The 26,349-nt window shown below is 62.6% G+C and carries 22 protein-coding genes; 19 read left to right on the top strand and 3 right to left on the bottom strand.

The annotated features are described in order from the left end of the window. Positions 1-38: 38 nt before the first annotated feature. The 6 genes from QCE88_RS28970 to QCE88_RS28945 all read left to right on the top strand — a co-directional run bounded on the left by QCE88_RS28970 (position 39) and on the right by QCE88_RS28945 (position 6,202). A complete protein-coding gene (locus tag QCE88_RS28970) occupies positions 39-1,361 on the top strand; it encodes a Rieske 2Fe-2S domain-containing protein (protein ID WP_309908352.1) in 1,323 nt (440 codons plus the stop codon). Positions 1,362-1,388: 27 nt separating this feature from the next. Further along, positions 1,389-2,351 carry a PDR/VanB family oxidoreductase gene (locus QCE88_RS28965; RefSeq protein ID WP_309908351.1) on the top strand — a complete coding sequence of 321 codons (963 nt, stop codon included), beginning with the start codon at positions 1,389-1,391 and terminating at the stop codon, positions 2,349-2,351. A gap of 59 nt (positions 2,352-2,410) precedes the next feature. Then, a complete protein-coding gene (locus tag QCE88_RS28960) occupies positions 2,411-3,727 on the top strand; it encodes a CoA transferase (RefSeq protein ID WP_309908350.1) in 1,317 nt (438 codons plus the stop codon). Next, on the top strand, positions 3,724-4,908 hold the full coding sequence (locus tag QCE88_RS28955; protein WP_309908349.1) for a thiolase C-terminal domain-containing protein: 1,185 nt from the start codon (positions 3,724-3,726) through the stop codon (positions 4,906-4,908). Before QCE88_RS28960 ends, QCE88_RS28955 begins: the two co-directional genes overlap by 4 nt. After that, complete coding sequence (locus tag QCE88_RS28950; RefSeq protein ID WP_309908347.1) at positions 4,905-5,348, top strand: OB-fold domain-containing protein; 444 nt, start codon at positions 4,905-4,907, stop codon at positions 5,346-5,348. Before QCE88_RS28955 ends, QCE88_RS28950 begins: the two co-directional genes overlap by 4 nt. A 71-nt stretch (positions 5,349-5,419) precedes the next feature. Further along, positions 5,420-6,202, top strand: coding sequence for a FadR/GntR family transcriptional regulator (locus QCE88_RS28945; RefSeq protein ID WP_309908346.1), 783 nt, complete (start codon positions 5,420-5,422; stop codon positions 6,200-6,202). Positions 6,203-6,260: 58 nt separating this feature from the next. On the opposite strand, the gene QCE88_RS28940 is transcribed toward QCE88_RS28945, so the two are convergent. Continuing rightward, the gene (locus QCE88_RS28940; RefSeq protein ID WP_309908344.1) at positions 6,261-7,490 is read right to left on the bottom strand and encodes a porin; all 1,230 of its coding nucleotides are present in this window, start codon (positions 7,488-7,490) and stop codon (positions 6,261-6,263) included. A gap of 265 nt (positions 7,491-7,755) precedes the next feature. Further along, entirely contained in the window at positions 7,756-8,988 is a 1,233-nt protein-coding gene (locus QCE88_RS28935) for a LysR family transcriptional regulator (protein ID WP_309908342.1), read from the bottom strand. A 220-nt stretch (positions 8,989-9,208) separates the two neighbouring features. Between QCE88_RS28935 and QCE88_RS28930 the strand changes: the two genes are divergently transcribed. From QCE88_RS28930 to QCE88_RS28875, 12 genes are all read left to right on the top strand, one after another. Next, positions 9,209-10,243, top strand: a complete 1,035-nt coding sequence (locus tag QCE88_RS28930; protein ID WP_309908340.1) for an aromatic ring-hydroxylating dioxygenase subunit alpha — start codon at positions 9,209-9,211, stop codon at positions 10,241-10,243. 36 nt (positions 10,244-10,279) lie between these two features. After that, entirely contained in the window at positions 10,280-10,711 is a 432-nt protein-coding gene (locus QCE88_RS28925) for a hemerythrin domain-containing protein (RefSeq protein WP_309908320.1), read from the top strand. 38 nt (positions 10,712-10,749) lie between these two features. After that, entirely contained in the window at positions 10,750-12,075 is a 1,326-nt protein-coding gene (locus QCE88_RS28920; protein WP_309908318.1) for a Rieske 2Fe-2S domain-containing protein, read from the top strand. Positions 12,076-12,175: 100 nt separating this feature from the next. Beyond that, positions 12,176-13,294 (top strand): porin, encoded by a 1,119-nt coding sequence (locus tag QCE88_RS28915; protein ID WP_309908316.1) that lies wholly within the window; start codon positions 12,176-12,178, stop codon positions 13,292-13,294. A 36-nt stretch (positions 13,295-13,330) separates the two neighbouring features. Further along, entirely contained in the window at positions 13,331-14,590 is a 1,260-nt protein-coding gene (locus QCE88_RS28910; protein ID WP_309908315.1) for an MFS transporter, read from the top strand. A 59-nt stretch (positions 14,591-14,649) separates the two neighbouring features. Further along, complete coding sequence (locus tag QCE88_RS28905; protein ID WP_309908313.1) at positions 14,650-16,158, top strand: aldehyde dehydrogenase; 1,509 nt, start codon at positions 14,650-14,652, stop codon at positions 16,156-16,158. A 42-nt stretch (positions 16,159-16,200) separates the two neighbouring features. Next, the gene (locus tag QCE88_RS28900) at positions 16,201-17,865 is read left to right on the top strand and encodes a GMC family oxidoreductase N-terminal domain-containing protein (RefSeq protein ID WP_309908800.1); all 1,665 of its coding nucleotides are present in this window, start codon (positions 16,201-16,203) and stop codon (positions 17,863-17,865) included. 156 nt (positions 17,866-18,021) lie between these two features. Next, positions 18,022-19,347 (top strand): Rieske 2Fe-2S domain-containing protein, encoded by a 1,326-nt coding sequence (locus QCE88_RS28895; RefSeq protein WP_309908311.1) that lies wholly within the window; start codon positions 18,022-18,024, stop codon positions 19,345-19,347. Positions 19,348-19,379: 32 nt separating this feature from the next. Beyond that, complete coding sequence (locus QCE88_RS28890; RefSeq protein WP_309908309.1) at positions 19,380-20,153, top strand: SDR family NAD(P)-dependent oxidoreductase; 774 nt, start codon at positions 19,380-19,382, stop codon at positions 20,151-20,153. Positions 20,154-20,170: 17 nt separating this feature from the next. After that, positions 20,171-21,406, top strand: coding sequence for a LysR family transcriptional regulator (locus tag QCE88_RS28885; protein WP_309908307.1), 1,236 nt, complete (start codon positions 20,171-20,173; stop codon positions 21,404-21,406). A 19-nt stretch (positions 21,407-21,425) separates the two neighbouring features. Then, positions 21,426-22,778, top strand: a complete 1,353-nt coding sequence (locus QCE88_RS28880) for an MFS transporter (protein ID WP_309908305.1) — start codon at positions 21,426-21,428, stop codon at positions 22,776-22,778. A 120-nt stretch (positions 22,779-22,898) separates the two neighbouring features. Further along, positions 22,899-24,005, top strand: a complete 1,107-nt coding sequence (locus QCE88_RS28875; protein ID WP_309908303.1) for a porin — start codon at positions 22,899-22,901, stop codon at positions 24,003-24,005. A gap of 5 nt (positions 24,006-24,010) precedes the next feature. Here the strand turns inward: QCE88_RS28875 and QCE88_RS28870 are convergent, their stop codons facing one another. Next, on the bottom strand, positions 24,011-24,778 hold the full coding sequence (locus QCE88_RS28870) for an NAD(P)H-binding protein (RefSeq protein WP_309908301.1): 768 nt from the start codon (positions 24,776-24,778) through the stop codon (positions 24,011-24,013). 103 nt (positions 24,779-24,881) lie between these two features. Here QCE88_RS28870 and QCE88_RS28865 point away from each other — a divergent pair, with 103 nt between their 5' ends. Next, positions 24,882-26,348: a PLP-dependent aminotransferase family protein gene (locus QCE88_RS28865; protein WP_309908300.1), complete on the top strand. Its 1,467-nt coding sequence runs from the start codon at positions 24,882-24,884 to the stop codon at positions 26,346-26,348. Position 26,349: the final 1 nt, after the last annotated feature.

Raw genomic sequence — 26,349 nt, 5'->3', positions numbered from 1 at the left:
AAATTGGTCCCACCAATTTAGTGATAGCGGAGACTGCAATGCTTTCCCACGAAGACAACGAGACGCTGGTTCGCGTCGGTCCCGGCACCCCCACCGGTCAGTTCATGCGTTTGTTCTGGCTGCCCTTTCTTCCGTCTTCCGACCTGGAGGTCGACGGCGAACCGCAGCGCGTCAGGCTGCTCGGCGAAGACTTGCTCGCGTTCCGCGACAGCGAAGGGCGCGTCGGACTCATCGATCACGCGTGTCCGCATCGCGGCGCACCGCTGGTGTTCGGCCGCAACGAGAACTGTGGTCTGCGCTGCGTGTATCACGGCTGGCAGTTCGGCGTCGACGGCCGCGTGATGGATACGCCTGCCGAGCCGGAAGAGAGCCGCCTGAAAGAGAAGGTCCGTATCAAGAACTATCCGTGTCAGGAGCGTAACGGAATTGTCTGGGCCTATATGGGCGAGGCTCCGCGTGATGCGCTGCCGCCGCTGCCCGCGCTCGAATGGAACATGGTCCCGCTCGAGAACGTCCACTTCAGTTTCAGAGTCCAGGAGTGCAACTGGCTGCAAGCGGTGGAAGGTGAAATCGACTCCGCCCACGCACCGATCCTGCATGGACGAATCGATGCGCAAGGCTCCATCAACGACTGGACCGCGAAGAAGGACCTGCGCCCGGTCTTCGAATGCAAGCGCCGCGATTTCGGCATCAGCATTGCATCGCGCCGCATGCTGGACGAAGCGAACTACTACTGGCGCGTGAATCAGTTCCTCTTTCCGTTCTACACCCTCGTACCACCGCAGTCGAAGTATCCCGAGTTGAGCGGTCACGCATGGGTGCCCCTCGACGACGAAAACACGCTGTGCCTGATGTTCTCTTACACGCCGGCCACGCCGCTCTACGAGAAGTCACGCAAGGTCTTTGAAGAGGGCTATGCCGGTCGCGAAACCGGCCACGCGAGCACGGACGCGTTCGCGCCTCGTCCGGTGTCGCAGCCTTATGCGAAGTACTGGACCAAGTTCAATCTGGAGTCGGGCTTCCTGTTCAACTACGACGCACAAAAGAAAACCTGGTTCTCCGGGCTGCCCGGCCTGTGGGTACAGGACGCCGCCTGCCAGTCGGGCGTGGCGCCCATCTACGACCGGCGGAAGGAAAACCTCGGTATCAGCGATACGGGCATTGCCATGACCCGGCGTCTGTTGCTCGAAAACATCCGCAAGCTGAGCGCCGAGCGCACGCCACCATTCCCGCTGGATAACCCCGACTTGTGGATGGTTCGCGCAGTCTCGCTGACGCTGCCGGCCGGTTCTACATGGATGGACGACGGTGCCGAGCACATGAAAGCGCGTCTCGGCGCCGACTTCGGCTATACCCCGTAACACTCGCTCATTCATCGTCCAATCATCATGTCACAGCACAACGCCGAACGAATCGACGTCCGTCTCGTTCAGATCCGGCTCGAAGCCGAAGACGTCTTCTCTTTCGAGTTCCGTCCGGTCGACTCGCCCGAGCTTCCCGCATTCGAAGCCGGCGCGCACATCGACCTGTATCTTCCCGACAACCGGGTGCGCAGCTACTCGCTGCTGAACGACCCGCACGAACGGCACCGCTACGTGATCGCCGTTCAACTCGACGCGTCCGGACGCGGCGGGTCCGTGTGGATGCATGGCACGCCGCGCATCGGCGACCGCTTTACGATTTCGTCGCCGCTGAACGACTTCCCGCTGTGCGAAAGCGCGGCGCATTCGGTGTTCTTCTGCGGCGGTATCGGCATCACGCCGGTCGTGTCGATGATCCGGCGGCTCGAGCGCCTGGGCGCGCCGTGGCAATTGCACTATGGCGCCCGCTATCGTGAGCGCGCAGCCTACGCTGAAGACCTCGCCCTGCTGCCGGAAGCGGACGCCCGCGTGACGATGCACTTCGAAAACGACGGTGCCCGGATGGACCTGCGCCGCGTCATCGATGAGGCGCCCGACGGCACGCATTTCTATTGCTGCGGCCCGCGAGGCATGGTCGATGCATTCATCGACGCCTGTGCTGCGCTGCCGAAGGATCGCGTGCACTTCGAGCGTTTCGCGGCGGCGAGCGAGTCGGCAACCGAGGGCGGATTCGAAGTCGTGCTGAAGCGTTGTGGCCGAAAGATTCCCGTCTCCGCCGGCAAGTCCATCCTCGACGCGCTGCTGGACGAGGGCGTGAACGTTCAATACGCCTGCTCGACCGGCGTGTGCGGAACCTGCCGGACAGTCGTCATCGACGGCGTTCCGGACCATCGCGACGATTTCCTGACCGACCAGGAGAAGGCCAGCAACACCGCGATCATGGTGTGCTGCTCCGGGTCCGTGTCGCCCACGCTGGTTCTCGACCTGTAAATCGAAAAATGACTGCACGTCATGAGCGCGGCCAGACGCGCGTCAAGTGAGGAGACTGCATGCTTTCCCAGTTTGTCGAAGATTTTCCCGAGCATGAGGCTCGGCCCGCGAATGCTCCGACGGCGCTCGCCGGTATCCGGGTCGTTGACTTCACGCATTTCATTGCCGGGCCGTTCGCCACGATGATGCTGGCCGATCTCGGCGCCGAAGTCATCAAGATCGAAGCGCCGAACCGGGGCGACGAGTTCCGCTACTACCCGCCGGCGCATCCCCACGACCCGAGTCTCGGTGCACCGTATCTCTGGTCGAATCGCAACAAGCGCAGCATCGCGCTGGATCTGAAGTCGGAAGAGGGTTGCCGGATTGCCCGGGAGTTGATTGCATCGGCGGATGTGGTCGCCGAAAACTTCTCGACCGGCGTGATGGAGCGGCTGGGGCTCGACTATAAGACTATCCGGGAGACCAATCCCGAGGTCATCTATTGCTCGGTCTCGGCATATGGCAGGGAAGGGGCGTTCGCGGATCGCCTGGGCTTCGACCCCATCGCGCAGGCGGAAAGCGGCTTCGTTTCGATGAATGGCTATCCGGACCGGCTCGGCGTACGCGCGCTCTCGCCGGTGATGGATATCAGTACCGCGATGATGGCGAGCAATGCGATGCTCGCCGCGCTGGTCTCGCGCGAACGCACGGGCAAGGGTCAGGCCGTGGAGGTCTCGCTGTTCGACAATGCCGTGCTGATGACGGGCTATGCCACCTTGCAGCACCTGTTTTCAGGCGCGGAGCCGCAGCGGCACGGCAATACCAGTCCGGACACCTGTCCGTCGGGCGTGTTCAAGGCGTCCGACAAGGCGTTCTATATCAACTGCGGCAACAACAAGATCTTCCAGCGACTCGCGAATCAGGTCCTGGAGATGCCCGAGCTCGCGAACGACCCGGTGCTTGCTGACCGCAATGGCCGCATCGCGCGGCGTGCGGAGCTGTTCGAAATCCTCGACAAGGCATTCGCGCAGCATCCCTGGTCGCACTGGCAGCAGCGTATGCGAGCGGCCTCGATTCCGTGCGGTGAAGTGCGCTCGGTAGGCGAGGCCATCCGTTCGATGGAAGCGCGTGAGCGCAAGCTCGTGACGCGTCTGGAGCATCCGGAACTCGGCTGGCTGCCGAACGTGAGCCTGCCGTTCCGCTTCAGCGAAACGCCGGTGGCGGACCCCCGGCCGGCTCCGGGTATCGGCGAGCACAGTCAGGCGGTGCTCACCGAGGTGCTGGGTTACGACGCGGAGACCGCGGCCGCCTTGATTCGGAGCGGTTCCGTCTACAGTTGCTCGACCCATGTTCCTGCGGCGAACGCAGCGCCGAGCGGAAGCGAGGTGATGACGTGAGCGACGACCGGACTCTTCGTGGGCGCGTAGCGGTTGTCGGCGTGGGCGAGAGCGAATACTTCCGGTTCGGCAAGTCGCCGCATCCGGAATTCAAGCTCGTGCTCCAGGCGGTGCTGGCCGCGTGCAGCGATGCCGGCATCGATCCGACCGACATCGACGGTTTCGCGTCATTCGGCGAAGACCGGAATGACGCGGTTCGTCTCGCGACGGCGCTTGGCGTCAAGCGCATGCGCTCGACGACCATGCAATGGGGCGGCGGGGGCGGCGGATGCGCTGGCGCGGTGGCGAACGGCGCGGCGGCCATCCATGCGGGGCTGGCGCAGTGCGTGGTGGTGTATCGCGGTCTTGCCCAGGGACAGTTCGGCCGATTCGGTCAGGCTGCCCCGAAGACGACCGTGTCCGGAGACATGGCCTATCAGATGCCCTACGGCGTGCTGGCGCCGCCGCAGAAGTTCGCGCTGCGGGTCCAGCGTTTCATGCACGAGCATGGCGTCGGGCGGGAGGCGCTGCGGGCGATCGCGCTGGCATCGAATCGCCATGCACAGGCGAACCCGCGCGCGGTCATGTATGGCAAGCCGCTGACGGAGGACGCCTATGACGCGTCGCGCTGGATCGTCGAACCGTTCCGCCTCTTCGACTGCTGCATGGAGAACGATGGCGCGGGCGCCATCATTCTTGTCGCGGCGGACAGGTCGCGGGATTTCGCGCGGCCGCCGGTGGTTCTGCTCGGAGCCGCGAGCGGTGCGGAGTGGCGTGCCGGCGCGAGTCCGCACAATGCCCCGTCCTATGGTTCGGCTAACTACCAGTCGGTGGCCGTCGATCTGTTCGAGATGGCCCAGGTCCGGCCCGCCGACGTCGGCTCGGTCCAGGCCTACGAGAACTTCACGGGCGGCGTCGCGATGTCGCTCTGCGAACACGGCTTTTTCGCTCCGGAAGACATCAACGACTTCCTGACGCTGGAGAATCTCAGCGCGCCGTCCGGCGCGTTGCCGCTGAATACGAGCGGAGGCAACCTGGGCGAATGCTATTTGCAGGGCTTCCAGCTTGTCATCGAAGCGGCGCGCCAGATCAGGGGCGAATCCACCAGCCAGGCGGCGAACCGGGACGTGGCGCTCGTGATCGGCGGCCCGATGGTCGCGCCTGCCAGCAGCCTGATTCTGGGTTCGGAGGCAACGTTATGAGCGATTTCTACTTGCCCCAAGGACTGCCCGTACCGGTTCCCGAACCGGATGGTGTTTCAGCGCCGTTCTGGGACGGCTTGCGCAATGGAAGACTCCTCGTTCAGCGGTGTCCCGCCTGCCGCACCTGGCAGTTCGGGCCTGAGTGGATCTGTCACGTCTGCCGGCGCTTCGACCCGGTCTGGGAGGAAGTCGAGCCACGCGGAAAGATCTTCAGCTGGGAGCGAATCTGGCATCCGTCGCATCCCGCGCTCGTCGGGCATCGCCCCTATCTGGTCGTTCTGGTCGAGCTTCCGGAAGCCGGCAATATCCGGATGTTGGGAAACCTGTTGGGCGACCCGGACCAGGAGATCGTGATAGGTGCGTCCGTCAACGGGGTAGTTGAACATCACCCGGATTCGACGCCTGCTTACAGCCTTCTCAACTGGGCCATGGCGACCTGAAAGCTGCGGGATTCAGACGAGGCCGCCTGTATAATTTCACGACCAACATGGCAACTCCTTCGGTAAGCGACATGGAACCTACGTCCGCCGCAACGCGTGAGGCAACGCCCCGCTCAGAGCTCGTCGGGAAGATGCTCGCGTTCTTCAAGGAGCGCGGCTACGAAAGCGGCGAACGATTACCGTCCGAGCGGGCACTGGCCGAGCGTTTCGGTGTCGGACGCAACGCGCTGCGCGAGGCATTGTCCACGCTGAGCGCGTTGCGCGTGATCGAATCCCGCCCGAACTCCGGCATCTATCTGCGCCGGATGTCGACCGACAGCAGCTTCGAGACCATCGTGCTGCTGACCGAGATGGGCTCCGAACCTTCCATGAAGGAGGTGAAGGAAACCCTCGAGGTACGGTGGGCGCTGGAACTTCGCGCGGTGCAGCTCGCCTGCGAGCGTCGCACCGAGGCGGACCTCGACGGCCTCCTGTCCATCATCGATGCGACGAAGGCGGTCCTGTCCAACAAGGGCAACATCTCCGTTCAGGACACCGCATTCCACATGGCGCTTGCACGCTGCGCGCATAACGAAGTGCTCGTCCGTCTGCTGAACTCGTTCTATCGCATTTCGGAGAGCCGGCGGTTTGCGTTGTTCGCCGATCCGGTGAGAGGCGCGACGTCGGCGGAACATCACGCCAAACTGTACGAAGCCGTGAAGAAGCGTGACGTGAAGAAGGCCATCGCGTTGATGGAAGGACATTTTTCGAGCGCTGTCGATGCGTGGAATGAAATCCTCGGCGATGAAGACAGCGCGCCCGTGAAGGCTGTCAGGAAAACATCTTCCAAGCGCGCGGCGAATCAATTCGATTGAATCAGTTCGATTGATCTGCCGCGTCTTTTTGTTTTGTCCCTCGGAAGTGTCGAACCCCTCAGAAGGTGTGGAGTATCCCCAGTCGCACCAGTAGCTGATAGTCGTTCGAGGATGCGGTCAACTGCGTGATCGAAGCGACGGCAGGCTGACCCAGCGAGTCTGTTCCAGACGCTTTCTGATAGATGGCGAGCGCATAAAGGCGCGTGCGCTTGGAGAGCAAATAAGCCGCCGACAACGTCCCCTGCTGATAGCTTGCCTCACCGAACGTCCCTGCGCTTGCCTTGCGCGTGTAGCTATAGGCCGCATTGACGATAAAAGCAGGCGTGAAAGCGTACGTGGCATTGACCTCGCCGTTATTGAGCACGGCGGTTCCGGTGTATCGCTGAGGGTTCGGACCCGCGGTCGTGTTTCCAAGCCCATCGAAGCTTGCGTGCGTGTAGGTTCCACCGAGTGTCAGCGATCCGAAATAATATTTGGCGCCGGCGATCAGAACCTGATACGTGCTTGCCGATGCGAAGCCTGCATAGACAGGGTTGGTTTGTCCCGTCGTAGCCGAGCCGGCCGCGCCCATATTGTTGACCGTGCTGCCGCCTGCGTTTCCGTTCGTTCCAAAGAAGGACAGATTGGGGTCGCGGGCGTTCACATATCCGACGCCCGCGCCGAAAGCGCCTGCCTTATACGTGGCAGCGAGTGACCAGACCTGATTCCGGCCCGGCGACCCGGCTACGCCCCCGAGCGAATACAACCCGCCCACCGTCACGCCCGCGAAATCGGCGCTCCGGAACTTGATGGTGTTGTTGACGCGGATGGAATGGCCGAGATCATCGAAGTCGTCAGGATTTGCGCCCATATGGCCCGGGACTTCGCCAGCCTCCGAGAATGAGGCCAGCATGTCGCTCACGACCGTGTATTGACGCCCGACCGTGACGAGCCCGAGCGGCGTGTCCATGCCGACGAACGCTTGACGTCCGAACATCAAGCCTCCCTGTGCGAGGCCGCCCGTATTGATGTTGAAGCCGTTCTCCAATGTGAAGACGGCTTTGTACCCGCCACCAATATCCTCGGCTCCTCTCAGTCCCCAGCGGCTGCCTCCGATTCCGGTTGCTCCGTCGGACATGGCGTACTGATGCTTGCCGACCAGCGCTCCCCCGCTGCGGCCTGTCTGAACGTTGCTGGTGTAGTTGAAGCCCTGGTCGATGAGCCCGTAGAGCGTGACTGCTGACTGAGCGTGTGCCGGTAATGCAGTGACGCCGGCTAATGCGCTTACCGCGAGCGTGAACTTCCTCAAAGTCTCCTCCGTCGAGTTTCTGAATGTAGGTATGCGTGCAGAATACACTGGACCTCTTAAATTGGTCCACCAAAACTGGTGGACCAATCGTAGAAGTTCAAGTGTGCTGCTGTCAAATCGCGGAGAACCCTGACAAGCAGTCTTGCTTGAGGGCTTGTACGGACTGTGGTGGTGTTTGGAACAGCGTAGACTGGCCTTGCCAAATTGGTCTACCAATTGCCGAAGCTCTTTCCGCTCGCACGGTGCATGGGACCGTGCGGCTTCGTCAGTTCCAGGCTGATTCGATCATCGACTTGCGTCGGGTCGGCACGCCGAGATCCTGCGAGACCTGGCGCAAGAGATCGAGGAAGCGTCGCTGGGCGCCGGTGAGACGCCAGCTTTGCCGCATGGTCACGCCGATCGTCAGTGCACTGGCGGCCAGCGGTTCACCGATGCGGGTGAGCAGTCCGCTGCGGATCTGAAGCGCGACCTGGTCGGGCAGGGCCAGCGTCAGCATGTTGCTGCTGCTGAGCATGCGGCCGATGATCATGATCGAGCCGCATTCCACAGGCGTCTGCGGACGATTTCGCGCAAACAGTTCTTCCCACTCGGTGCGGAGCGGCGAAGCTTCGGGAGAGATGATCCACGGATACGAAGATAGCGTCTGATGCGACGGGTTTCGCTTGCCCGCGAGTTCATGTTGATGACCTGCGACGACGACGGGTGCTTCGGTATAGAGCGGTGTGCACGCGAGATCCGCCATGCTGGTTTCGGGCTGCTCTCCCACGATGAGATCGATTTCGCCGTCGCGCAGCGACTCGACGAGCTCGGCCCAACTGCCCTCCAGCACGCGGAAGTTGGCGGAAAACTGTTCGGCCACCATCATGGACATGACTTCGGGAACGAGAAAGGCGCGCGCAAGCGGAGTGGTGCCGATCAGCAGCACGGGATTCTCGGGATCGAGGCCCAGTTCCGACAGTGCCGCCTTCAGCTCCCTGATGGCAAGCCAGCAACTCCGTGCGAAGCGGTCGCCATGAAACGTGACGTGAACGCCCCGGGTTCGCCGCTCGATGAGCTTGCGGTCCAGTGCCTCTTCGAGTTCTCGCACAGCGCGATGCACGGCCGGCTGGGACGAACCGAGTTCATTTGCCGCGGCGGCGAAGCTGCGTGTCTTCGCAAGCGCGAGAAATGCGCGCAACTGCGTCATGGTGAGACGCCGCTCGGGTGCGAAGTCCGCGCCCGTGACCAGGCGGCAGCCCGCGCTCAGATGCCCCATGCTGGCGGCAATGCGCTCCAGCATCAGCGTGCCGGCGGAAGTCGGCACGATGCCGTTGGACCGACGCTCGAACAGCTCCAGCCCGAGTTGGCTCTCCAGTTTCAGGATGCCTTGAGTCAATGCGGGTTGGCTCAGGCCCACGGCCGTCGCCGCCGCGCTGATGCTGCGATGTTCGTCGATCGCCATCAACGCGTAAAGGTGGCGCAAATTCAGTTGAAAGACGCTGATGGCTTCGAGTTCCATGGGCTGAATCGTTCCCGAAGTGTTCATATTTCCAATGTCGAGCGGCTAGCTGTATAGCCCGTTTATAGCACTGATCGAAACAAGATGTCGGTTTTTGAATATCGATCGGGTGCTTCGAATCACGCTCCGCGTGGCTCCATCTAAGATTCCCCAACTTGCTCTTCCCCACCACTCAGCGTGCAACACCTGAGAACAAAGCAAGAGACGATGGAGACAAAAAATGTTCCTGCGAAACATGTGGTACGTCGCCGCCTTTTCGGCCGACGTCACGCCGGGCAAGTGCCTGGCCCGAGTCTTTCTCAATGAACCGGTCGTGCTGTTCCGTACCGAGTCGGGCGTCATCAGTGCATTGATGGACCGTTGCAGCCATCGGGCCATGCCGCTCAGCAAAGGCCATGTGGAAGGCGACATCATTCGATGTCCGTATCACGGACTGGAATTCAACTCGGCTGGCGCGTGTTCGCGCATCCCGGGTCAGGACCGGATTCCGCCCGCCGCCAACGTTCGTTCCTATCCCGTCATCGAACGTGATGCACTGATCTGGATCTGGATGGGCGACCCGGCAAAGGCCGATCCGGCCGCCATCCTCGGCAACCCGGAACATGTGGACCCGCAGTGGAGCTGGCGTCCTTACACGATGCATGTGAAGTCGAACTGGCAACTGCTCGTGGATAACATCCTGGACCTGACGCACGTCGCCTACATTCACGCCAATACGATCGGCGGCAATCCCCAGGCTCACTTCAGTGCCGATACCTCCGTACGCTTCGACGGCACGAAAGTGACCCTGCAGCGCAGGATGCCGGATTCGGTGCCGCCGAAAACCTACGTCCGCGCCGGTGGCTTCAAAGGCAATGTCGATCGCTGGCAGACGGTCGAATACGAACCGATCAAAGGCAATGTGCTGCGCGTCAACGCGGGCGCCTGCGAAGTTGGAACGGGTGCGTACGAAGGGCGTCGGGATAATGGCTTCCAGCTCCTGAATGTTCATGGCGTGACGCCTGAAACGGACACGACGACGCACTACATCTGGACCATCTGCACGAATGCGCCGGCTGCATCAGGCGTGCCCGAGATGTTGTTCGACCAGTTCCACGAGACGATCTGTGAAGACGAACGCGCGCTCGAGGCGCAGCAGGCGCGCATCAATGACACGCCAGACATGCGTTTCGTCGGCATCGCGAGCGATGGCGCCGCGACACGAGCACGTCTGGTGCTGGACAGCCTGAAGGCGAGCGAAGCCGCCGTTCAGTGAGCCGACACGGCAGCACCGGTGAAAAGGACAACCACGATGGAATGGGACAACGGCTACGTGCTCGGCTATGAGCCGATGGACGACACGCATCGCGAGTTCGTGGAGTGCGTCGGCAACTTGCAGCAGTGCGCGGATGACGACATACCGCACCGGCTGGATCGCCTGATCGAGCACCTCGGAGCGCATTTCGACGAAGAAAACACGCTGATGGAAACCACTGAGTTTCCTCCGCGTGCCTGTCACGTCGACGAACACGCAGCCGTGATGCGCTCGGCAACAGACATTCGGAAACTCGTCGACGAAGGCGACCGCTTTCATGTTCGACGGTTCGCGGAGGCCTTGGCGGAATGGTTTCCTGGTCATGCCACCCATCTGGATTCCGCGTTGGCTCACTGGCTGGTGAAGCGTCAGCACGGCGGCAAACCCGTCGTATTCCGGCGTCTTCAGTTCGAGCGCACCGCGCTCTGACAGCCGATGAATTTTGTTACTGAAGTCAAGGATATGAAGTGACGACTCTTGCAGATCTGACTCGTGTTGGACCGGGCACGCCGATGGGCACACTGATGCGCCAGTACTGGGTGCCCGCCGCAAAATCGAGCGAGTTGAAACCGGATGGCGATCCGGTCCGCCTGATGATACTCGGCGAGAAATTGCTCGGCTTTCGTGACAGCGAAGGACGCGTGGGCATTCTGGATCACCGCTGTCCTCATCGCTGCGCGTCGCTGTTTCTCGGGCGCAACGAGGAAAGCGGCATTCGCTGCGTGTACCACGGCTGGAAATTCGACGTTAGCGGCAACTGCGTCGATATGCCGAGCGTGCCGCCGCATCAGAGTTTCAAGGAAAAGGTCCATGCCAAGGCGTATCGCACGGCCGAGCGCAATGGGCTGATCTGGGTCTATATGGGTGAAGACCAGGACAATCCGCCTGCGCTGCCGATGATCGAGGCCAATCTGGTCGAGGACAGCGAGATCTGGTGCCTGCAACGCGACTGCAACTGGATGCAGGCGCTCGAAGGCGACATCGATACCTCGCACGTGGGCTTTCTTCACGTCGGCTCCTTGACGATCGACGATCTCGACGAGGGTCATCCGATGCGTCCGACGATCCTGAATCGCGCGCCCGAGTACGCCGTGTCGAACACGGAATGGGGCACGATGTACGGCGGGTATCGTCCGAACGACGACGGCGCCCGTTCCTGGCGGGTCGCCCATTTCATGTTTCCGTTCTGGACCCAGACGCCCAACAATCGCTTCGCGAGCCGTGCAATCGCGCGTGCATGGGTGCCGATGGACGACGAACACTCGATGCTGTTCGACATCACGTGTGGCGTGGATGAGGGCAACCCGGCGTACTCGTCGACCCTGAAGACGGGCGAGCCCTTGTTTGCGCCGTTCGAATATGCGCCGCGGACCACCGACTGGTTCGGCCGCTGGCGCTGTGTCGACGACAGCCGCAACGACTGGGGCATCGACCGGGAATCGCAGCGTCATGGCACGCAATACACCGGCATCGCGAACATCACGATGCAGGATCAGGCCGTGACCGAAAGCATGGGGCCGATCGTCGATCACAGCTACGAACATCTGGCGCCTACCGATCAGATGATCGCACGGACGCGTCGTCGCCTCATTCAGGCGGTGGACGCCATGCGCGAAAAAGATGTTCTGCCGCCGGGTGCACGGGATCCGGAGATCTTCTTCGGTGCGCGCGCCGGATCGTTCCTGCACGACCCGAACGTGCAGTTTGAAGCGGCTTACGCCGCGCAACTGAAAACTGCGGTTCGCTGGAGCGGTGTGAACGAGGCAGAGCAGGTCGACCACTGCGCGACTTGAAGCGACAGGTGAACGCGTCGCCAACTAGACGCCTGAAAAGAAAATGATTCCGGCATAGCAATCTTGTCGCCGAGAAATATAAAACAATGGAGGAGACAGCATGAAACAACTGAAGGCGGCCGCCGCGCTTCTTGCGCTCGGCGCTGCCCAGCCCGTTCTTGCGCAATCGAGCGTGACGCTTTACGGAGTCGTCGATACCGGCCTCGAATTCATCACGCACGCGACTCCAGCAGGCGGCACGCTGACTCGCTTTCCAAGCATCAGCGCGGGCGATCTGCCGTCACGCTGGGGCTTGCGGGGCTCGGAAGATCTCGGAGGCGGACTCAAGGCGGTGTTCACGCTGGAGTCCGGCTTCGCGCCGGGAACGGGTACGTCCTTGCAGAACGGCCGGCTCTTCGGACGCCAGTCGTTCGTCGGATTCAGCGGCGGCTGGGGGCAGGTCACGCTCGGCCGTCACATGAACATGACCATTTGGGGCATGGGTAACGCCGATGTGATCGGCCCGGCGGATATCAGCATGGGTTCGTTCGATGGCTATCTGTCGGCTGCACGGTCCGACAACAGCATCGAATACAAGGGGACCTTTTCCAACGTGACGGTGGGTGCGAGCTACTCGTTCGGCCGCGATACGCAACCGGCCGGCAACTGCGGCGGCCAGTTGCCGGGCGACATGCGTTCGTGCCGAGCCATTACGGCGATGGTCAAGTACGACGATCCGCGCTGGGGTATCGGGCTGATCTTCGACGAACAACGCGGTGGTGCCGGCGCCACGGCAATCAATGTGATTCCGGGCCTCACCGGCGTGGCGTTCTCCAGTGCAAGTGCAACTGACCGCCGCTACCAGGCCAACGGCTATTTTCTGCTCGGCTCGGTCAAGGTGGCGGGCGGCTGGATTCATCGAGAAATCTCGGGTGATGTTCAGAAGATCCATACGGATCTGACTTACCTTGGCGCCTCTCTTCCCTACGGCGCGTGGAACTTCGACGCGCAGGTATCGCATATACGCAATCACGATCAGGACGCCAATGGCACGCTGGGCGAGGCACGGGTCAACTACAACCTGTCGAAGCGAACCGCTGTCTATTGCCTGGTCGGCTATCTGCATAACAGCGGGAAGAATGCGGTCTACTCGGTGTCGTCGTCGAGCATCGTGCCTGCCATGCCGGCGCCCGGTGTCGGACAGGCGGAGATCAGCATGGGTGTGCGCCACTTCTTCTGAACCACAACTCGCCTTCTCTCAAAGGAGTAGTGCACGGTGAAACGAAACATCAATCGTTGGTGGACTGCCGTGGCAGGGGCACTCGGTGCCGCCACGGGCGGCGGGGTCATTGCCGTTTATGTGTTCAGCATTTTTGCAAAGCCCATCAGTGTCGAATTCGGATGGTCGCGGGCCACGGTCTCGCTGGGACTGACCGTCTTTTCGCTCATGAATGGTGTCGGCACGGTGTTCCTCGGCATTGCCATGGACCGCTGGGGCGTCAAGCGCGTGACGATGGCGATGATCTCGCTGTTCGGGCTCTCGCTTGCTGCGGTATCGGCGTTGCCACCGAGCAAGACAGCCTATTTCCTGACCTTTGCCGTCATCGGCTTTGCTGCAGCGGCGGCGACCATCATGCCGTATGCGCTGGTCGTGTCCGCATGGTTCGACCGATCCCGGGGCTGGGTGCTCGGGCTCATCAATGCGGGCACGGGCCTCGGTGGCGCGATCATGCCGTTCTACGCGAACTATCTGCTTTCGCATTACGGCTGGCGCACCGGTTATATCGGCGTGGGCATTGCAGCGGCGGTGATTCCCCTGCTGGCGCTGGCGATCTTCGTGCGCTTGCCGGAGGGCTTCGACGAGAAGCGACTGCACGAGCGGAAGGCCGCAGCGAAGACCACGGTCCCGCTGCGGACAATACTCCGCAGCAGCAAGCAGTTCTGGCTGCTGGCGTTCTCGATCTTCTGCATCTCCTTCGCGACCTACGGCATGCTTTCGCAACTGACGCCGATGATGCTCGACCGCGGCATCACGCCGCTGGTCGCAGCGGGAATCATGTCCGCTGCAAGCATCAGTTCGATCTGTTCACGCTTGTGTTCAGGCGTGTTCCTGGACAAGTTCTTCGCTCCCTACTGCACTGCTGCGATCTTTGTCTTGACCGCCATTGGCATGGGTATGGTCGCAGAGAGCGATAACCCGACACTGCTCACCTGCGGAGCCGTGCTGCTCGGCTTGGGACTCGGCGCGGAAGGGGACTTGTTGACCTTCCTGGTGAGTCGTTACTTCTCGATCTACTCGTTTGGATCGGTGACGGGCGCTATCTGGTTGACGTTCGCCTGGGGTGGAGCGGCCGGGATCTACATCCTCAACCGATGCTTCGACGTGATGCATACCTATACGCCCGCCGCTTATAGCTTTATCGGGCTCGTGGCGATTGCGGCGGTTGCCGTCGCTCGACTCGGCCCCTACCTTTACCCGCCCGCACACCAGCAAGCGCGCGACGACGAGATCGGCGGCACGGTATCGACCCATTAGCAACGGAAGGTCAGTCGACGTCGTTTCTATCATTGAATGTTGGACCAGAGGTATCTTTCATGCTCTCCGAAAATCGAGGAAACCCGGCGACGATTCGCGCGCCCCTGAAGCACGCCGACACGTTATACATCGACGGGCAATGGGTCGCGCCTTCCACCGGAACGCAGCTATCGGTCATCTCGCCGCACACCGAAGAGGTTTATGTGCGCGTCGCGGAAGCGGGAAAAGAGGATATTGACCGCGCTGTGTCTGCCGCACGCCGCGCGTTCGACAACGGGCCGTGGCCGCGCATGTCTCACGCCGAACGAGCGGGATTCATGCGTGCGCTGGCTGACCGGTTGAAAGACCGCGTGCCTGACATGGCGGCTATCTGGCCGAACGAGATGGGCGTCACGCACGCGGTTGCCGAAGCCTTCATGGCACGCGTTCCCGGCATCTACCACTTCTACGCGGATCTGGGCGAGACGTTCGCTTTTGAAGAAGAGCGCGCGACGAGTTCGGGCATCGGCAATGGCTTGCTGATTCGCGAGCCGGTAGGCGTGGTGGGCGCAATCATTCCGTGGAATGCGCCCGCCATGATCATTGCGTACAAGCTGGCGCCCGCGCTGATTGCGGGCTGTACGGTCATTGTGAAGTCCTCGCCCGAGGCACCCGGAATGGCGCTGATCGTGGCGGAGGCCGCAGCGGAAGCCGGCATTCCGCCCGGCGTCATCAATGTGGTGACCGCGGATCGCGAAGCATCGGATGCCCTGGTGCAGAATCCCGGCGTCGACAAGATCACGTTCACGGGTTCGAGTGCGGTGGGCAAGCACATCGGCGGCGTCATGGCTCAGCGAGTAGGACGCTATACGCTCGAGCTCGGCGGCAAATCAGCCGCCATCGTTCTGGATGATTACGACGTGGAGGTCGCGGCGAAAGCGCTTGCGTCCGCGTCCTGTCAGATGACGACGCAAGTCTGCGCGAGCCTGACTCGCATTGTCGTTTCCAGGAAGCATCATGACCGACTGCTCGACGCACTTGCGGCGGCTTACGCGGCCGTGAAGATCGGCGACCCGTTCGACCGCGAGACCCGGATGGGACCGGTTGCCACGAGTCGCCAGAGAGACCGGATCGAGAAGTACATTGCGCAGGGTGTGGCGGACGGCTTCACGCTTGCAACGGGCGGCAAGCGCCCGGCGCATCTGCCGCGCGGGTTCTATCTGGAGCCGACCGTGTTCGGCAACGTCAGCAACGCCTCTGCGCTGGCACAGGAAGAAATCTTTGGTCCGGTGCTGGCCGTGATTCCCGCCGATAGCGAGGAGCACGCGGTCCGGATCGCCAACGATTCTCCCTACGGACTCAGCGGCGCGGTATTCACGAATGACATCGACCGGGCCTACGCCGTCGCTCGACAGGTCCGGACGGGCACCGTTGCACACAACGCGTTTCGCAACGACTTCGGCATTGCATTCGGTGGATTCAAGCAGTCGGGGATCGGCCGTGAAGGCGGTGTCGAAGGCCTGATGCCTTATCTGGAAACGAAGACTGTTCTTCTCGACGGACTACCGTCGCATCGGCCCCGGCGCTGATGCGATGTGTTCCATTTGAAAAGTGCACACAAGATTAGTGGAATGACGAGCATGGCAAATGCATACGACTATATCGTTGTCGGCGGTGGCTCATCGGGTTGTGTCGTGGCTACGCGACTCGTTGAAGCGGGCTATTCCGTGCTGCTTCTGGAAGCGGGTCCGCCTGACAAGGACATCTATATCCACATGCCGGCAGGCATGCGCAACGCTCAGCGGCACTCTTGGAATTATTTGAGTGAAGCCGAACCGGGATCCGACGTACCGTCGATCCATATCCATCAGGGCCGGGTGCTGGGCGGCGGCAGTTCCATCAACGGCATGGTGTACGTGCGGGGTTCCGCTCACGACTACGATGACTGGGAACGCGTCCATGGCTGTACGGGTTGGAGCCATGACGATGTGCTGCCGTACTTCGTGCGCTCGGAAGGCAACGAAGTGGTCAGCGGCCCGAGACACGGTACGGAGGGCAATCTGTGGGTCTCAGAGCATCGCTATCGCCATCCTTTGACCATGGCTTATCTGAAGGCCGGTCAGGAACTCGGGTATCCCTATCTCACGGACATGAGCGGCGCGACCGGGCAGGAAGGCGTCGGTTTCTGGCAGCGCACGATTCACGAAGGAAAGCGAGGCAGCACGGCACGCGCCTTCCTGCAACGCGTCATGAAGAATCCCTTGCTGACCGTCGTGACCGGGGCGATTGCAGAGCGGATACGGGTCGAAGGCGGCGTGGCCCGAGGAGTCAGCTACACCCTCAAGGGCAATGCGACGATCGACGCGACCGCACACCGTGAAGTCGTCGTGACGGCGGGCGCGATCGAGACGCCGAAGCTCCTGATGCTTTCGGGTATCGGACCTGCAGATCATCTTGCCGAGTTCGGGATCGCGGGGGTGGCCGACAACAGACACGTCGGACAGAATTTTCAGGATCATGTGACGGTCTCGATCACGGCCGAGACGCCGGGGATTCGCAGTTTCCTGCGCGAGGGCGTCGGTCTGACCAAAGTCGCGAATGGTCTCGAATGGCTGACGTTCAATCAGCACGGCGTGGTGTCCTCCAATGTCCTCGAAGGCGGCGGCTATTTCGACATCAATGGCGACGGCAGACTCGACACCCAGCTTTTCGTCTTTCCGTTTTATGAGGCAAAGCGAGAAGGGAACAATAGTCCCAAAGAGATTACCGACGGCATGGCGCTCAAGATCGGCCATCAATATCCGGAATCGCGCGGGGAGGTGCTGCTCAGCGGACCGAAAGCGAGCGACAAGGCGCGATTGAAAGGCAACTACCTGTCTGCGGCGGGTGACCTCGCCATGCAGGTGAAGGCGTTCAAGCTGGGCTTGAGCTTCTTTGACGCGCCGTCGTTGAAGAAGATCGTGCGCAATGTGTCTCCGCGCCTGACCGACGATCGTGAAATCGAACAGTTCGTGCGAAAGAACTGCACGACCAACTTCCACCCCACGTCGAGTTGCCGAATGGGACCTGCGCCGGATTGTTCGGCGGTCGATCTCTCCTTGCGCGTGTGGGGCGTGGCCAATCTGCGTGTCGCCGATGCTTCGGTCATGCCTCACATCATTGCCGGCAATACGAACGCGCCCACCATCATGATCGCCGAGCGCGCGTCCGAGATGATCATCCAGGACGCGGCGCGCAATGCTGCTCGGGGGAAACCCGCGCACCAATGCCCATCCCAAGCCAATTCAGTCACTTGAGTCGACCGGAACGCACTGCGCGTTCCACTGCGCTAATACCGTCGCCATCGTTCCAATAAGGCTGCGTCTCCAGCGAACTTAAACTTTGCTCGTTGCACGGGTGACCGACAAGGCGCCCGTTTCTCCACAACACGACAGCATAAAAAGGACAGATTCATGATGAGCAAAGTCGAGCTCTCCGACCTCTTCCGTGTCGGGCCAGGGACCCCCATGGGCACGTTCATGCGGCAATACTGGTTGCCCGCCGTGCTTTCGAGCGAGATCGAAACGGACGGCGACCCGGTCAGGCTGATGATCCTCGGCGAGAAGCTGCTGGCCTTCCGTGACACTGCTTCGCGCGTCGGCATTATCGATCATCGCTGCCCGCATCGCTGCGCGTCGCTCTTCCTCGGGCGCAACGAAGAGAACGGCATTCGTTGCGTGTATCACGGCTGGAAGTTCGATGTGAATGGCAACTGCGTCGACATGCCGAGCGTTCCGTCGCACATGGATTTCAAGGACAAGGTTCATGCGCGGGCCTATCGGACGGCGGAGCGCAACGGCCTGGTCTGGGTTTATATGGGCGCGAACCAGGGCAATCCGCCGCCCTTGCCGGAGATCGAAGCGAACATGATTCCCGGTAGCAAGATCTGGTGTTTGCAGCGCCAGTGCAACTGGCTGCAGGCGCTGGAAGGCGATATCGATACGAGTCATGTCGGCTTTCTCCATGTGGGCGCGCTACAGCCCGACGACTTGCCGAAGGACTCACCATTGAGGCCGACCGTCCTGAACCGTGCGCCCGAATATCGCGTGCAGAACGCGGAATGGGGTGCAACGTATGGCGCCTATCGCCAGGACGACGACGGCAGCCTTTCATGGCGTGCCGGTCAATTCATGTTCCCGTTCTGGACCATGACGCCGAACATCCTGTTTGCGACGCGAGCCATTGCACGCGCCTGGGTGCCGATGGATGACGAGCACGTCATGTTGTTCGACATCACGGGCGGCGTGGACGAAGGCAATCCCTTCTTCACGACGAAGCTGAAAAACGGCGAACCCATGTACGAGAAGATTCGTCGCAAGCCCAACGGAACCGGCTGGTTCGACCGCTGGCTGCCGGTGGACGGCATCCACAACGACTGGGGCATCGACCGCGACGCGCAACGCGAGATGGTGCATTTCACCGGAATCGACAACCCGTCCATGCAGGACCAGTCCATCACGGAAAGCATGGGTCCGATCCAGGACCACAGTTACGAAACCCTCGCGCCCACTGACCAGATGATCGCCTTCGTGCGCCGCCGGCTGCTGAAGGCACTCGAGGCGAGCAGGAACGGCGTGACGGAAGCGCCTGGATCGACGACGCCGGCCGTCTATTTCGGCGCACGGTCGGGCGCATTCTGGGCGGAGCCGTCGGTCACCTTCGGCGATGCCTATGCCGGAGAACTGGCAAAGGCGCAGCGCTGGCCCGCCGGCGAGCCGGTGCAGGAAGACAGTCATTGAGTGCAACCCGAACCACAATGAAGAGGAACAGCATGGAGACATCTGCACAGACCGCGCAAGGCGCGCGCTTCGACGGACGCGTCGCGCTGGTCACGGGCGCGGCGCGCGGCATCGGCGAGGCGATTGCCCGCATGCTGCACGCACGCGGCGCCACGGTGATCGTTTCGGATACGGCGGTGGAGCTGGCGGAATCCGTCGCGCGCAGCCTGGATAGCACCGCCGCGACAGCCGTCGCGCTGAAGCTCGACGTGCGCGAGAAAGCGGACTTCGAACAGGCGCTGGCCGTGGCCGAAGAGTGCTGGGGGAAGTTGGACATTGTCGTCAACAACGCGGGCTATGCGAAGCGCACGCCGATCGACGACATCACACCCGAAGAGTTCGACGACATCGTCGCGATCAACATGCGCAGTGTGTTTCTCAGTTGCCAGGTGCTGTCGAAGCCGATGGTGCAGAAAGGCTACGGGCGCATTGTCAACGTGACTTCGCTGGCATCGCATAACGGGGGCACGGTGGCGTCGCCTCACTATGCTGCAGCCAAGGGCGGCGCGGCGACGCTGACGCGCTATTTCGCCCGCAAGCTGGCGGGAACGGGCGTCACCGTCAATGCCGTTTCTCCTGGCCCTGTCGCGAGCGCGAAGGAGCGGCTGGCTCACATGCTCGATGAAATCAGCAAGCAAGTGCCCGTTGGCCGCTTTGCCGAGCCGGATGAGATCGCCGAGGCCGTCGTGCTGCTGGCGTCCGAGCAGAGCGGCTTTATCGTCGGGACGACGATCGATGTGAACGGCGGTCTGTTCATGCGGTCCTAGCCGCGCCCGGCCTGCTCATGATCCAGATGCCTTATGAGCTGAATCTGCGGCACCTGCGCGCGCTGCTGGACGTGCAGGACGGCGGGAGTATTTCGGCTGGCGCGCGGGTTGCCTGTCTGTCGCAATCGGCCCTCACGCAGGCCGTCGCGAAAGTCGAAAGGCAGCTTGCCTGTGTGCTGTTCGACCGTCATGTCGAGGGCGTGAGCGCCACCGCGACGGGCGCGCAGGCGCTCAAGCGCGTGCGTGCGGCGCTGACTCATCTCGACGATGTCGGCCGCTGGATCGGTGGCGAGGCCACACGTTCGACGCGTGGGCTATCGATGCATCATGTCCAAGCGCTGCTCGCCTTGTCCGATGCACGGAGTTTCGCGTCGGCGTCGCTGATTTCGGGGCTTCCGCCGTCGACCGTTCATCGGGCCATAGGCGAGCTCGAAGGCCGGCTCGACAAGCCGCTCGTCGAGCGTCGCAGCACGGGCACGCTGCTGAGCTTCACGGGCCGGCGCGTGGCGCGCGCGTTCCGGCTTGCACTGAAGGAACTGCGCGCGATGATCAGCGAACTCGGCGGCGACGGAACGGTCGTTCCGGTTTCGATTGGCGCGCTGCCCATTGCGAGGCCCTTCATCCTGCCGACCGCCATCACGCACATGACGGCTCAATACGAGCGCGTCAGGTTCTCGGTAGCAGAAGGGGAATGGCACGATCTGGTCGATCAGCTTCAGGACGGCGTGATCGATCTGATCGTCGGCACCGTGCGAGACGAGGAATTGCCGGAACTCACGCAGCAACGTTTCGCCGACGACGAAGTGGCGATCCTGTGCGGCAGCCATCACCCGCTCGCGCGCGAAGTGAGTCCTTCCATCGAGGCGCTGGCGCGTTATCCGTGGATCGTGGGGCCGCCGCGCACGCCGTTGCGTCAGCAATGGGAAAGCATGTTTGCAAACGGGCCGAAGCCTGCCGCGCCGGTCGAGTGCGAGTCAGTGATGATCGTGATCAATCTGCTCTCGCAAGGACCGTTTCTGACGCTCGCTTCACCGAGACAGGTCGAGCTTCCGTTGCAGATGAAGCGCCTGGCGCGCGTGGGCAGCGGCTTGACGGATTCGACGAGTCCGGTCGGGGTCATCACGCGCAGGAGTTGGCAACCCACCGCTATAGAACAACGTTTCATCCAGATGATCGCCGACGTCGCGCGGCACGGCGGCGCGGCGCCGATTGCGATGGAGCATCGGGAATCGGCGTTCGCACGACCGACCTGAACAGATAAGAGGAGACACGATGGCCGAGACAAGCTGGAGTGCGCTGATAGACCAGCGTCCGATAGGCCGATTCCAGGTGATGATTGCCGCCATAGGCATGCTGGTGTTGCTGTGCGAAGGCTTCGACCTTCAGATCATTGCCTATCTGATGCCGCAGATCGTCGCGGAATGGCATATCGATGCGACGCGTCAGGGCAGTGTGCTGTCAGCGGGCTATGTCGGGATGCTGGTCGGCTTTCTCGCGCTTGCGCCGCTCGCTTCGCGAGTCGGCTTGCGCAATCTCGTGGCAGTGTGCCTGGTCGGCATGGGCGCGCTCAACCTGGCGACTGTCTTCGCCCAGACAGCGACGTCGCTGATCGTCCTGCGTATCGCTGTCGGGCTCACGCTGGGTGGTGTAGTGCCACCGACGCTCGCGCTGGTCGCCGAGTACTTTCCTGCGCGCCATCGCTCGGCGGTGGTGTCGACGCTGTACCTCGGCACCACGTCCGGCATCCTGTCGGCCGGCGCGCTGGCATGGCTCATTCTGCCGCGATGGGGATGGCGCGGTACGTTGATCGTCGGAGGATGCGCGCCCATTCTGATCGCGTTGATGGTCTGCCTGCTGTGCCCCGAGTCGCTGAATTTTCTGCTGAGCGGCGCACGCCGCGGACGCGAACGCGCGCGCGACGTCTTCAGAAAACTCTATCCCGCAGAACGTGAGGATCCGGTGCCGGCGAATGTCGCGTTCCAGAAGATCTCGCGCGGCACGCTGGTCGATCTGTTCAAGGAAGACCGGCTTCTCGGCACGCTGATGCTGTGGGCCGCGCTCAGCCTCAACGCGGTGGTCTATTTCTTCGCATTGAGCTGGATGCCGCTGATACTCGTGAAAACAGGCGCTGCCCAGCAAGACGCCATTCTGGTTTCGACGCTTGCCAACATCGGCGGCATGGCAGCGGTGGTAACCGGTTTCCTGATGGACCGCTTTGGCAACGCGCGCGTGGTGATGCTCTATTTCGTGGCGGGCGCTGCGTTCGTGCTGGTTCTGGGCGTGGTGCTGTCGTCCGGTCTGCTGCTGATCGCGCCCGCGGCATTCTGTCTTGGTTATTGCGTCAGCGGATTGCAGAAAGGGGTGTCGGCGCTGGCGGTCAGATTCTATCCGCCCATGCTTCGTTCAGCGGGCCTCGGCTGGGTGCTTGGCATCGGACGTAGCGGCGCGGTTGTCGGGCCGTTGCTTCCCGGGTTGCTCATGCAACACGGCTGGCTTCCCGCGCACATCTTCTATGCGATGACCGTGCCGATGGTGCTGGGCAGCGTGTCCATCGCGGTGATGTCGGCGAGATATACGGCCGGCGACCGTGTGCCCGCCATCGAGGTGCAGCGGGATGGTGTCTGAGCCGCAGGCCAGGCATGATCCCGCACCAAATTCAACCCTATTCTCCAGATAGTGCTATGTTCGCGTGAACCGTTTCCTCGCTGCACCCAGGGACAGAATTCGAACGGAGACGCATCGCTCATGAAACCGTACGTCTGGATCACGACACCGCTCCTCCTGTTAGCCTCCACCGCCTTCGCCCAGTCCACCGTCACGATGTACGGCCGCATCGACGGCGGCATCGAATACCTGAACCACATTGCCAACGGCGCCAATGGCAACACCTCGCGCTGGAGCGCGGAGGGCGGCGACTGGGGCACCAGCATGTGGGGCTTGAAAGGCAACGAAGATCTGGGCGGCGGCCTGAGCGCGGTCTTCGACCTGGAAACCGCCATACAGATCATGAACGGCACGACCGGCGGCGGGCGCCTCTGGTCACGCCGCGCCTATGCCGGCCTGAATTCGAAGACATGGGGGCAAATACAGGCGGGCCGTAATCTCTTCATCGACAGCGACGGCGTCTGGGAATTCGACCCGTTCGTCCAGGAGGCAGTGTCGTCGGCGTCACTGGTGCGGGGCCGCAACTGGCAGCAGTCCAGCAATAACGTCGAGTACCACAGCCCGGTGTTCCATGGCATCGACGTGCAGGGGCAATATGCGTTCGGCAACCAGCCGGGTGCGTTCAATCGCGGTGCGCCGGGCGAGTTCGGCCGCTCGGAAGGCATCATGCTGAGCTACCACTCGACGCTGCTCGACCTGCGCGGCATCTATGACGAACTCCGCAGCCAGGACGGCAAGCTCGACAACATCTTCCAGGCATCGCGGGAATACTTCGTCGGCGCGAATGTGAAAGTGGACAAGTGGAAGGTGCAGGCGGCCTACACGCACTACGCCGCGCCCGACTCGCCGGCGGGCGTGGCCGACAGCGCCGATCACTACTGGCTCGGCGCCACCTATCAGGCGACGCCCGCCTGGGCGGTCACGGCGGCGGGCTTTTATATCCACGTCGGCGCGGGCAGCGGCGACGCGGCGCACGATCCCGCGAGCCATGCCACCCTCTACGCGCTCGGCACCACCTACAACTTCACCAAGCGCACGTTCCTGTACGGCACGGTGGCCTACGTGCGCAACAGCGCGAACGGCACGTTCTCCGTTTTCGCGACGCCGCGCGACGCGTCCAGCCCGACCAGCCCGCTCGCGGGCGAATCGCAGACCGGCGCGTATGTCGGCATGATGCACATCTTCTAGATGCTTCAGGCGGTGGCGAGCGGCTTCAGGCGGGCGCGGTCCAGCCAGGCGCCAAGACTCGTGCGGCCGTGCCGCGCTGCGCCCATCGGCACGAGCGAACGCTCTTTCATCACGCCGCCGAAGTAGGTGGCCTTGTCATCGGCGATGACCCGGCGGCCATCGCGCACGGCGCGCAGGTAAGTGCCGATGAACGCATGCATCGCACCCTGCTCGGGACCGGCGATATCCACGATGCCGCCGAGCGGCGCGCCCAGTGCGATCTCCGAGATGATGGCCGTGACGTCGTCGGCGGCGATGGGCTGGAACTGATGCGGCGAGAGGCGCGCGGTGCCGTCGACGGTGCTCAGGTCGGCAATGGTGCCCAGGAACTCGAAGAACTGCGTGGCGCGCACGATGGAATAGGGCACGCCCGATTCCGCGATCAACGCTTCCTGCACGCATTTCGCCGCGTAGTACGCATTGCCCTCCATCCGGTCCACACCGACGATCGACAGCACGACATGATGCTGCACGCTCGCATCGCGTTCGGCCTGAAGCAGGTTGCGCGTGGCGTCGCGGAAGAAGGCGGTGACGGCTTCACGGTCGTGCGTCGGCGGATTGGTCACGTCGATCACGACGTGCGCGCCGCGCAGCGCGTCGGCGAGGCCCGCGCCGGTGATGGCGTTGACGCCCGTGCTCGGCGATGCAGCGATGGCTTCATGACCCTTCTCGCGCAGCAAGGCCACGGTCTTCGCCCCGATCAGCCCGGTCCCACCGATGACGACGATCTTCATGACACACCTCGTTTGGTTCGTGAAAGTGAAGTCATTGTGTGACAATCATGTCTTAGCCAGAAGGGACAAGAATCAACGATCGGACTAGTCCAAGGACCTTGCCATGCCGAACCCGGAACAGGCGCTGAAGATCGACATCGACCGGCGCCATGCGCTGCCGGTCTACTTGCAGATCTGCGAGCGCTTCAAGGCCGCGATTGCAGCGGGTCACCTGAAACCCGGCGACCGCGTGCCCGCGCTGCGCGGTCTCGCCACGCAGCTGAACACGGCGCGCGGCACGGTGGAAATGGCCTACGACATTCTCGTCGACGAAGGCTATCTGCAGATGCGCGGCGCGGCAGGCACCTTCGTGTCGTCGTCGTTGCCGGCATCGGTGCTGAAGCCGGCCGCGCGCCGGGGGCGCGAACGCACTGGCGTGCCGCGCGTGAAGCCGGCGCCCGCAGCCGGGCCCGGTCACGAAGCACGGCCGCTGCGTCCCGGATTGCCCGCGCTCGATGCGTTTCCGCGCAAGGTGTGGAGCCGCATCATCGCGCATCGGGCGCGCAGCGTGGATCTCGCTTCGCTCACGTATCCCGACCCGGCCGGCTTCGGACCGCTGCGCGAACGCATCGCGACGTATCTGGGCCTGTCGCGCGGCGTGGAGTGTGCGCCGGAACAGGTCTTCGTGACGAGCGGCTATCGCGCGTCGCTCGAACTCATCCTGCGCAGTCTCGCCAAACCCGACGACAGTGCCTGGTTCGAGGAACCCGGCTATTTTCTGGCGCGCGATTTCCTCGATCAGGCGGGGCTGAAGCTCGCGCCCGTGCCGGTGGATCGCGACGGGCTCGATGTCGATGCCGGACAGGCGCTTGCTCCGCACGCGCGCTTTGCCATCGTGACGCCTTCGCATCAGAGTCCGCTCGGCGCCACGCTTTCGCTGGCACGCCGCATGAAGCTGCTTGAATGGGCGGGAAGGGCGGGCAGCTGGATCATCGAGGACGACTACGACAGCGAGTTCCGCTATGCCGGGCGGCCGTTGCCTGCGCTGAAGAGTCTCGATGTCGACGATCGCGTGATCTATTGCGGCACCTTCAGCAAGGTGCTGTTTCCCGGTCTGCGGCTGTCCTATGTAGTGGCGCCCGAACGGGCCATTGCATGCTTCGCGCAGCTCACCACGAGCATGAACGCCGGACCGCCTTACCTGTTGCAGGCGGCGGTCGCGGACTTCATCGCGCAAGGGCATTTCGCGCGGCACCTGAAGCGCATGCGCGCACTTTATGCGGAGCGCCGCGAGGTCTGCGCGCGGGCGCTGGAGAAGGCGTTTGGCGACAAGGTGCACATCGAGCGGCCCGCGGGCGGCATGCATCTCGTGATGCTGTTCAACAGCGGCCGCACCGGTCCCGTCGATGACCTCGCCATCGTCGCCCGCGCCCAGGAGGCGGGAGTGGGCGTGAGTGCGCTGTCGGCGTGGCATATCGGCGCACGCACGAAGCGCATGTTGCGCGGCGTGGTGCTGGGGTTCGCGAACGTCGCCGACGAAGCCGAAGCGGCTCGGCTCGCGCGCCTGCTGCGGCGCGCGTATGACGGTTGAG

The sequence above is a fragment of the Caballeronia sp. LZ035 genome, assembly GCF_031451175.1.
Taxonomy (GTDB): domain Bacteria; phylum Pseudomonadota; class Gammaproteobacteria; order Burkholderiales; family Burkholderiaceae; genus Caballeronia.
The sequence above is the reverse complement of the archived record's forward strand: the minus strand, read 5'-3'. Positions and strand labels throughout refer to the sequence as shown.

Excerpts from the sequence above, each read along its gene's own strand:
- QCE88_RS28970 (WP_309908352.1), top strand. The coding sequence starts at position 39 with ATGCTTTCCCACGAAGACAACGAGACGCTGGTTCGCGTCGGTCCCGGC.
- QCE88_RS28965 (WP_309908351.1), top strand. The coding sequence starts at position 1,389 with ATGTCACAGCACAACGCCGAACGAATCGACGTCCGTCTCGTTCAGATC.
- QCE88_RS28960 (WP_309908350.1), top strand. The coding sequence starts at position 2,411 with ATGCTTTCCCAGTTTGTCGAAGATTTTCCCGAGCATGAGGCTCGGCCC.
- QCE88_RS28950 (WP_309908347.1), top strand. The coding sequence starts at position 4,905 with ATGAGCGATTTCTACTTGCCCCAAGGACTGCCCGTACCGGTTCCCGAA.
- QCE88_RS28945 (WP_309908346.1), top strand. The coding sequence starts at position 5,420 with ATGGAACCTACGTCCGCCGCAACGCGTGAGGCAACGCCCCGCTCAGAG.
- QCE88_RS28935 (WP_309908342.1), bottom strand. The coding sequence starts at position 8,988 with ATGGAACTCGAAGCCATCAGCGTCTTTCAACTGAATTTGCGCCACCTT.
- QCE88_RS28930 (WP_309908340.1), top strand. The coding sequence starts at position 9,209 with ATGTTCCTGCGAAACATGTGGTACGTCGCCGCCTTTTCGGCCGACGTC.
- QCE88_RS28925 (WP_309908320.1), top strand. The coding sequence starts at position 10,280 with ATGGAATGGGACAACGGCTACGTGCTCGGCTATGAGCCGATGGACGAC.
- QCE88_RS28915 (WP_309908316.1), top strand. The coding sequence starts at position 12,176 with ATGAAACAACTGAAGGCGGCCGCCGCGCTTCTTGCGCTCGGCGCTGCC.
- QCE88_RS28905 (WP_309908313.1), top strand. The coding sequence starts at position 14,650 with ATGCTCTCCGAAAATCGAGGAAACCCGGCGACGATTCGCGCGCCCCTG.
- QCE88_RS28900 (WP_309908800.1), top strand. The coding sequence starts at position 16,201 with ATGACGAGCATGGCAAATGCATACGACTATATCGTTGTCGGCGGTGGC.
- QCE88_RS28895 (WP_309908311.1), top strand. The coding sequence starts at position 18,022 with ATGATGAGCAAAGTCGAGCTCTCCGACCTCTTCCGTGTCGGGCCAGGG.
- QCE88_RS28890 (WP_309908309.1), top strand. The coding sequence starts at position 19,380 with ATGGAGACATCTGCACAGACCGCGCAAGGCGCGCGCTTCGACGGACGC.
- QCE88_RS28885 (WP_309908307.1), top strand. The coding sequence starts at position 20,171 with ATGATCCAGATGCCTTATGAGCTGAATCTGCGGCACCTGCGCGCGCTG.
- QCE88_RS28880 (WP_309908305.1), top strand. The coding sequence starts at position 21,426 with ATGGCCGAGACAAGCTGGAGTGCGCTGATAGACCAGCGTCCGATAGGC.
- QCE88_RS28875 (WP_309908303.1), top strand. The coding sequence starts at position 22,899 with ATGAAACCGTACGTCTGGATCACGACACCGCTCCTCCTGTTAGCCTCC.
- QCE88_RS28870 (WP_309908301.1), bottom strand. The coding sequence starts at position 24,778 with ATGAAGATCGTCGTCATCGGTGGGACCGGGCTGATCGGGGCGAAGACC.
- QCE88_RS28865 (WP_309908300.1), top strand. The coding sequence starts at position 24,882 with ATGCCGAACCCGGAACAGGCGCTGAAGATCGACATCGACCGGCGCCAT.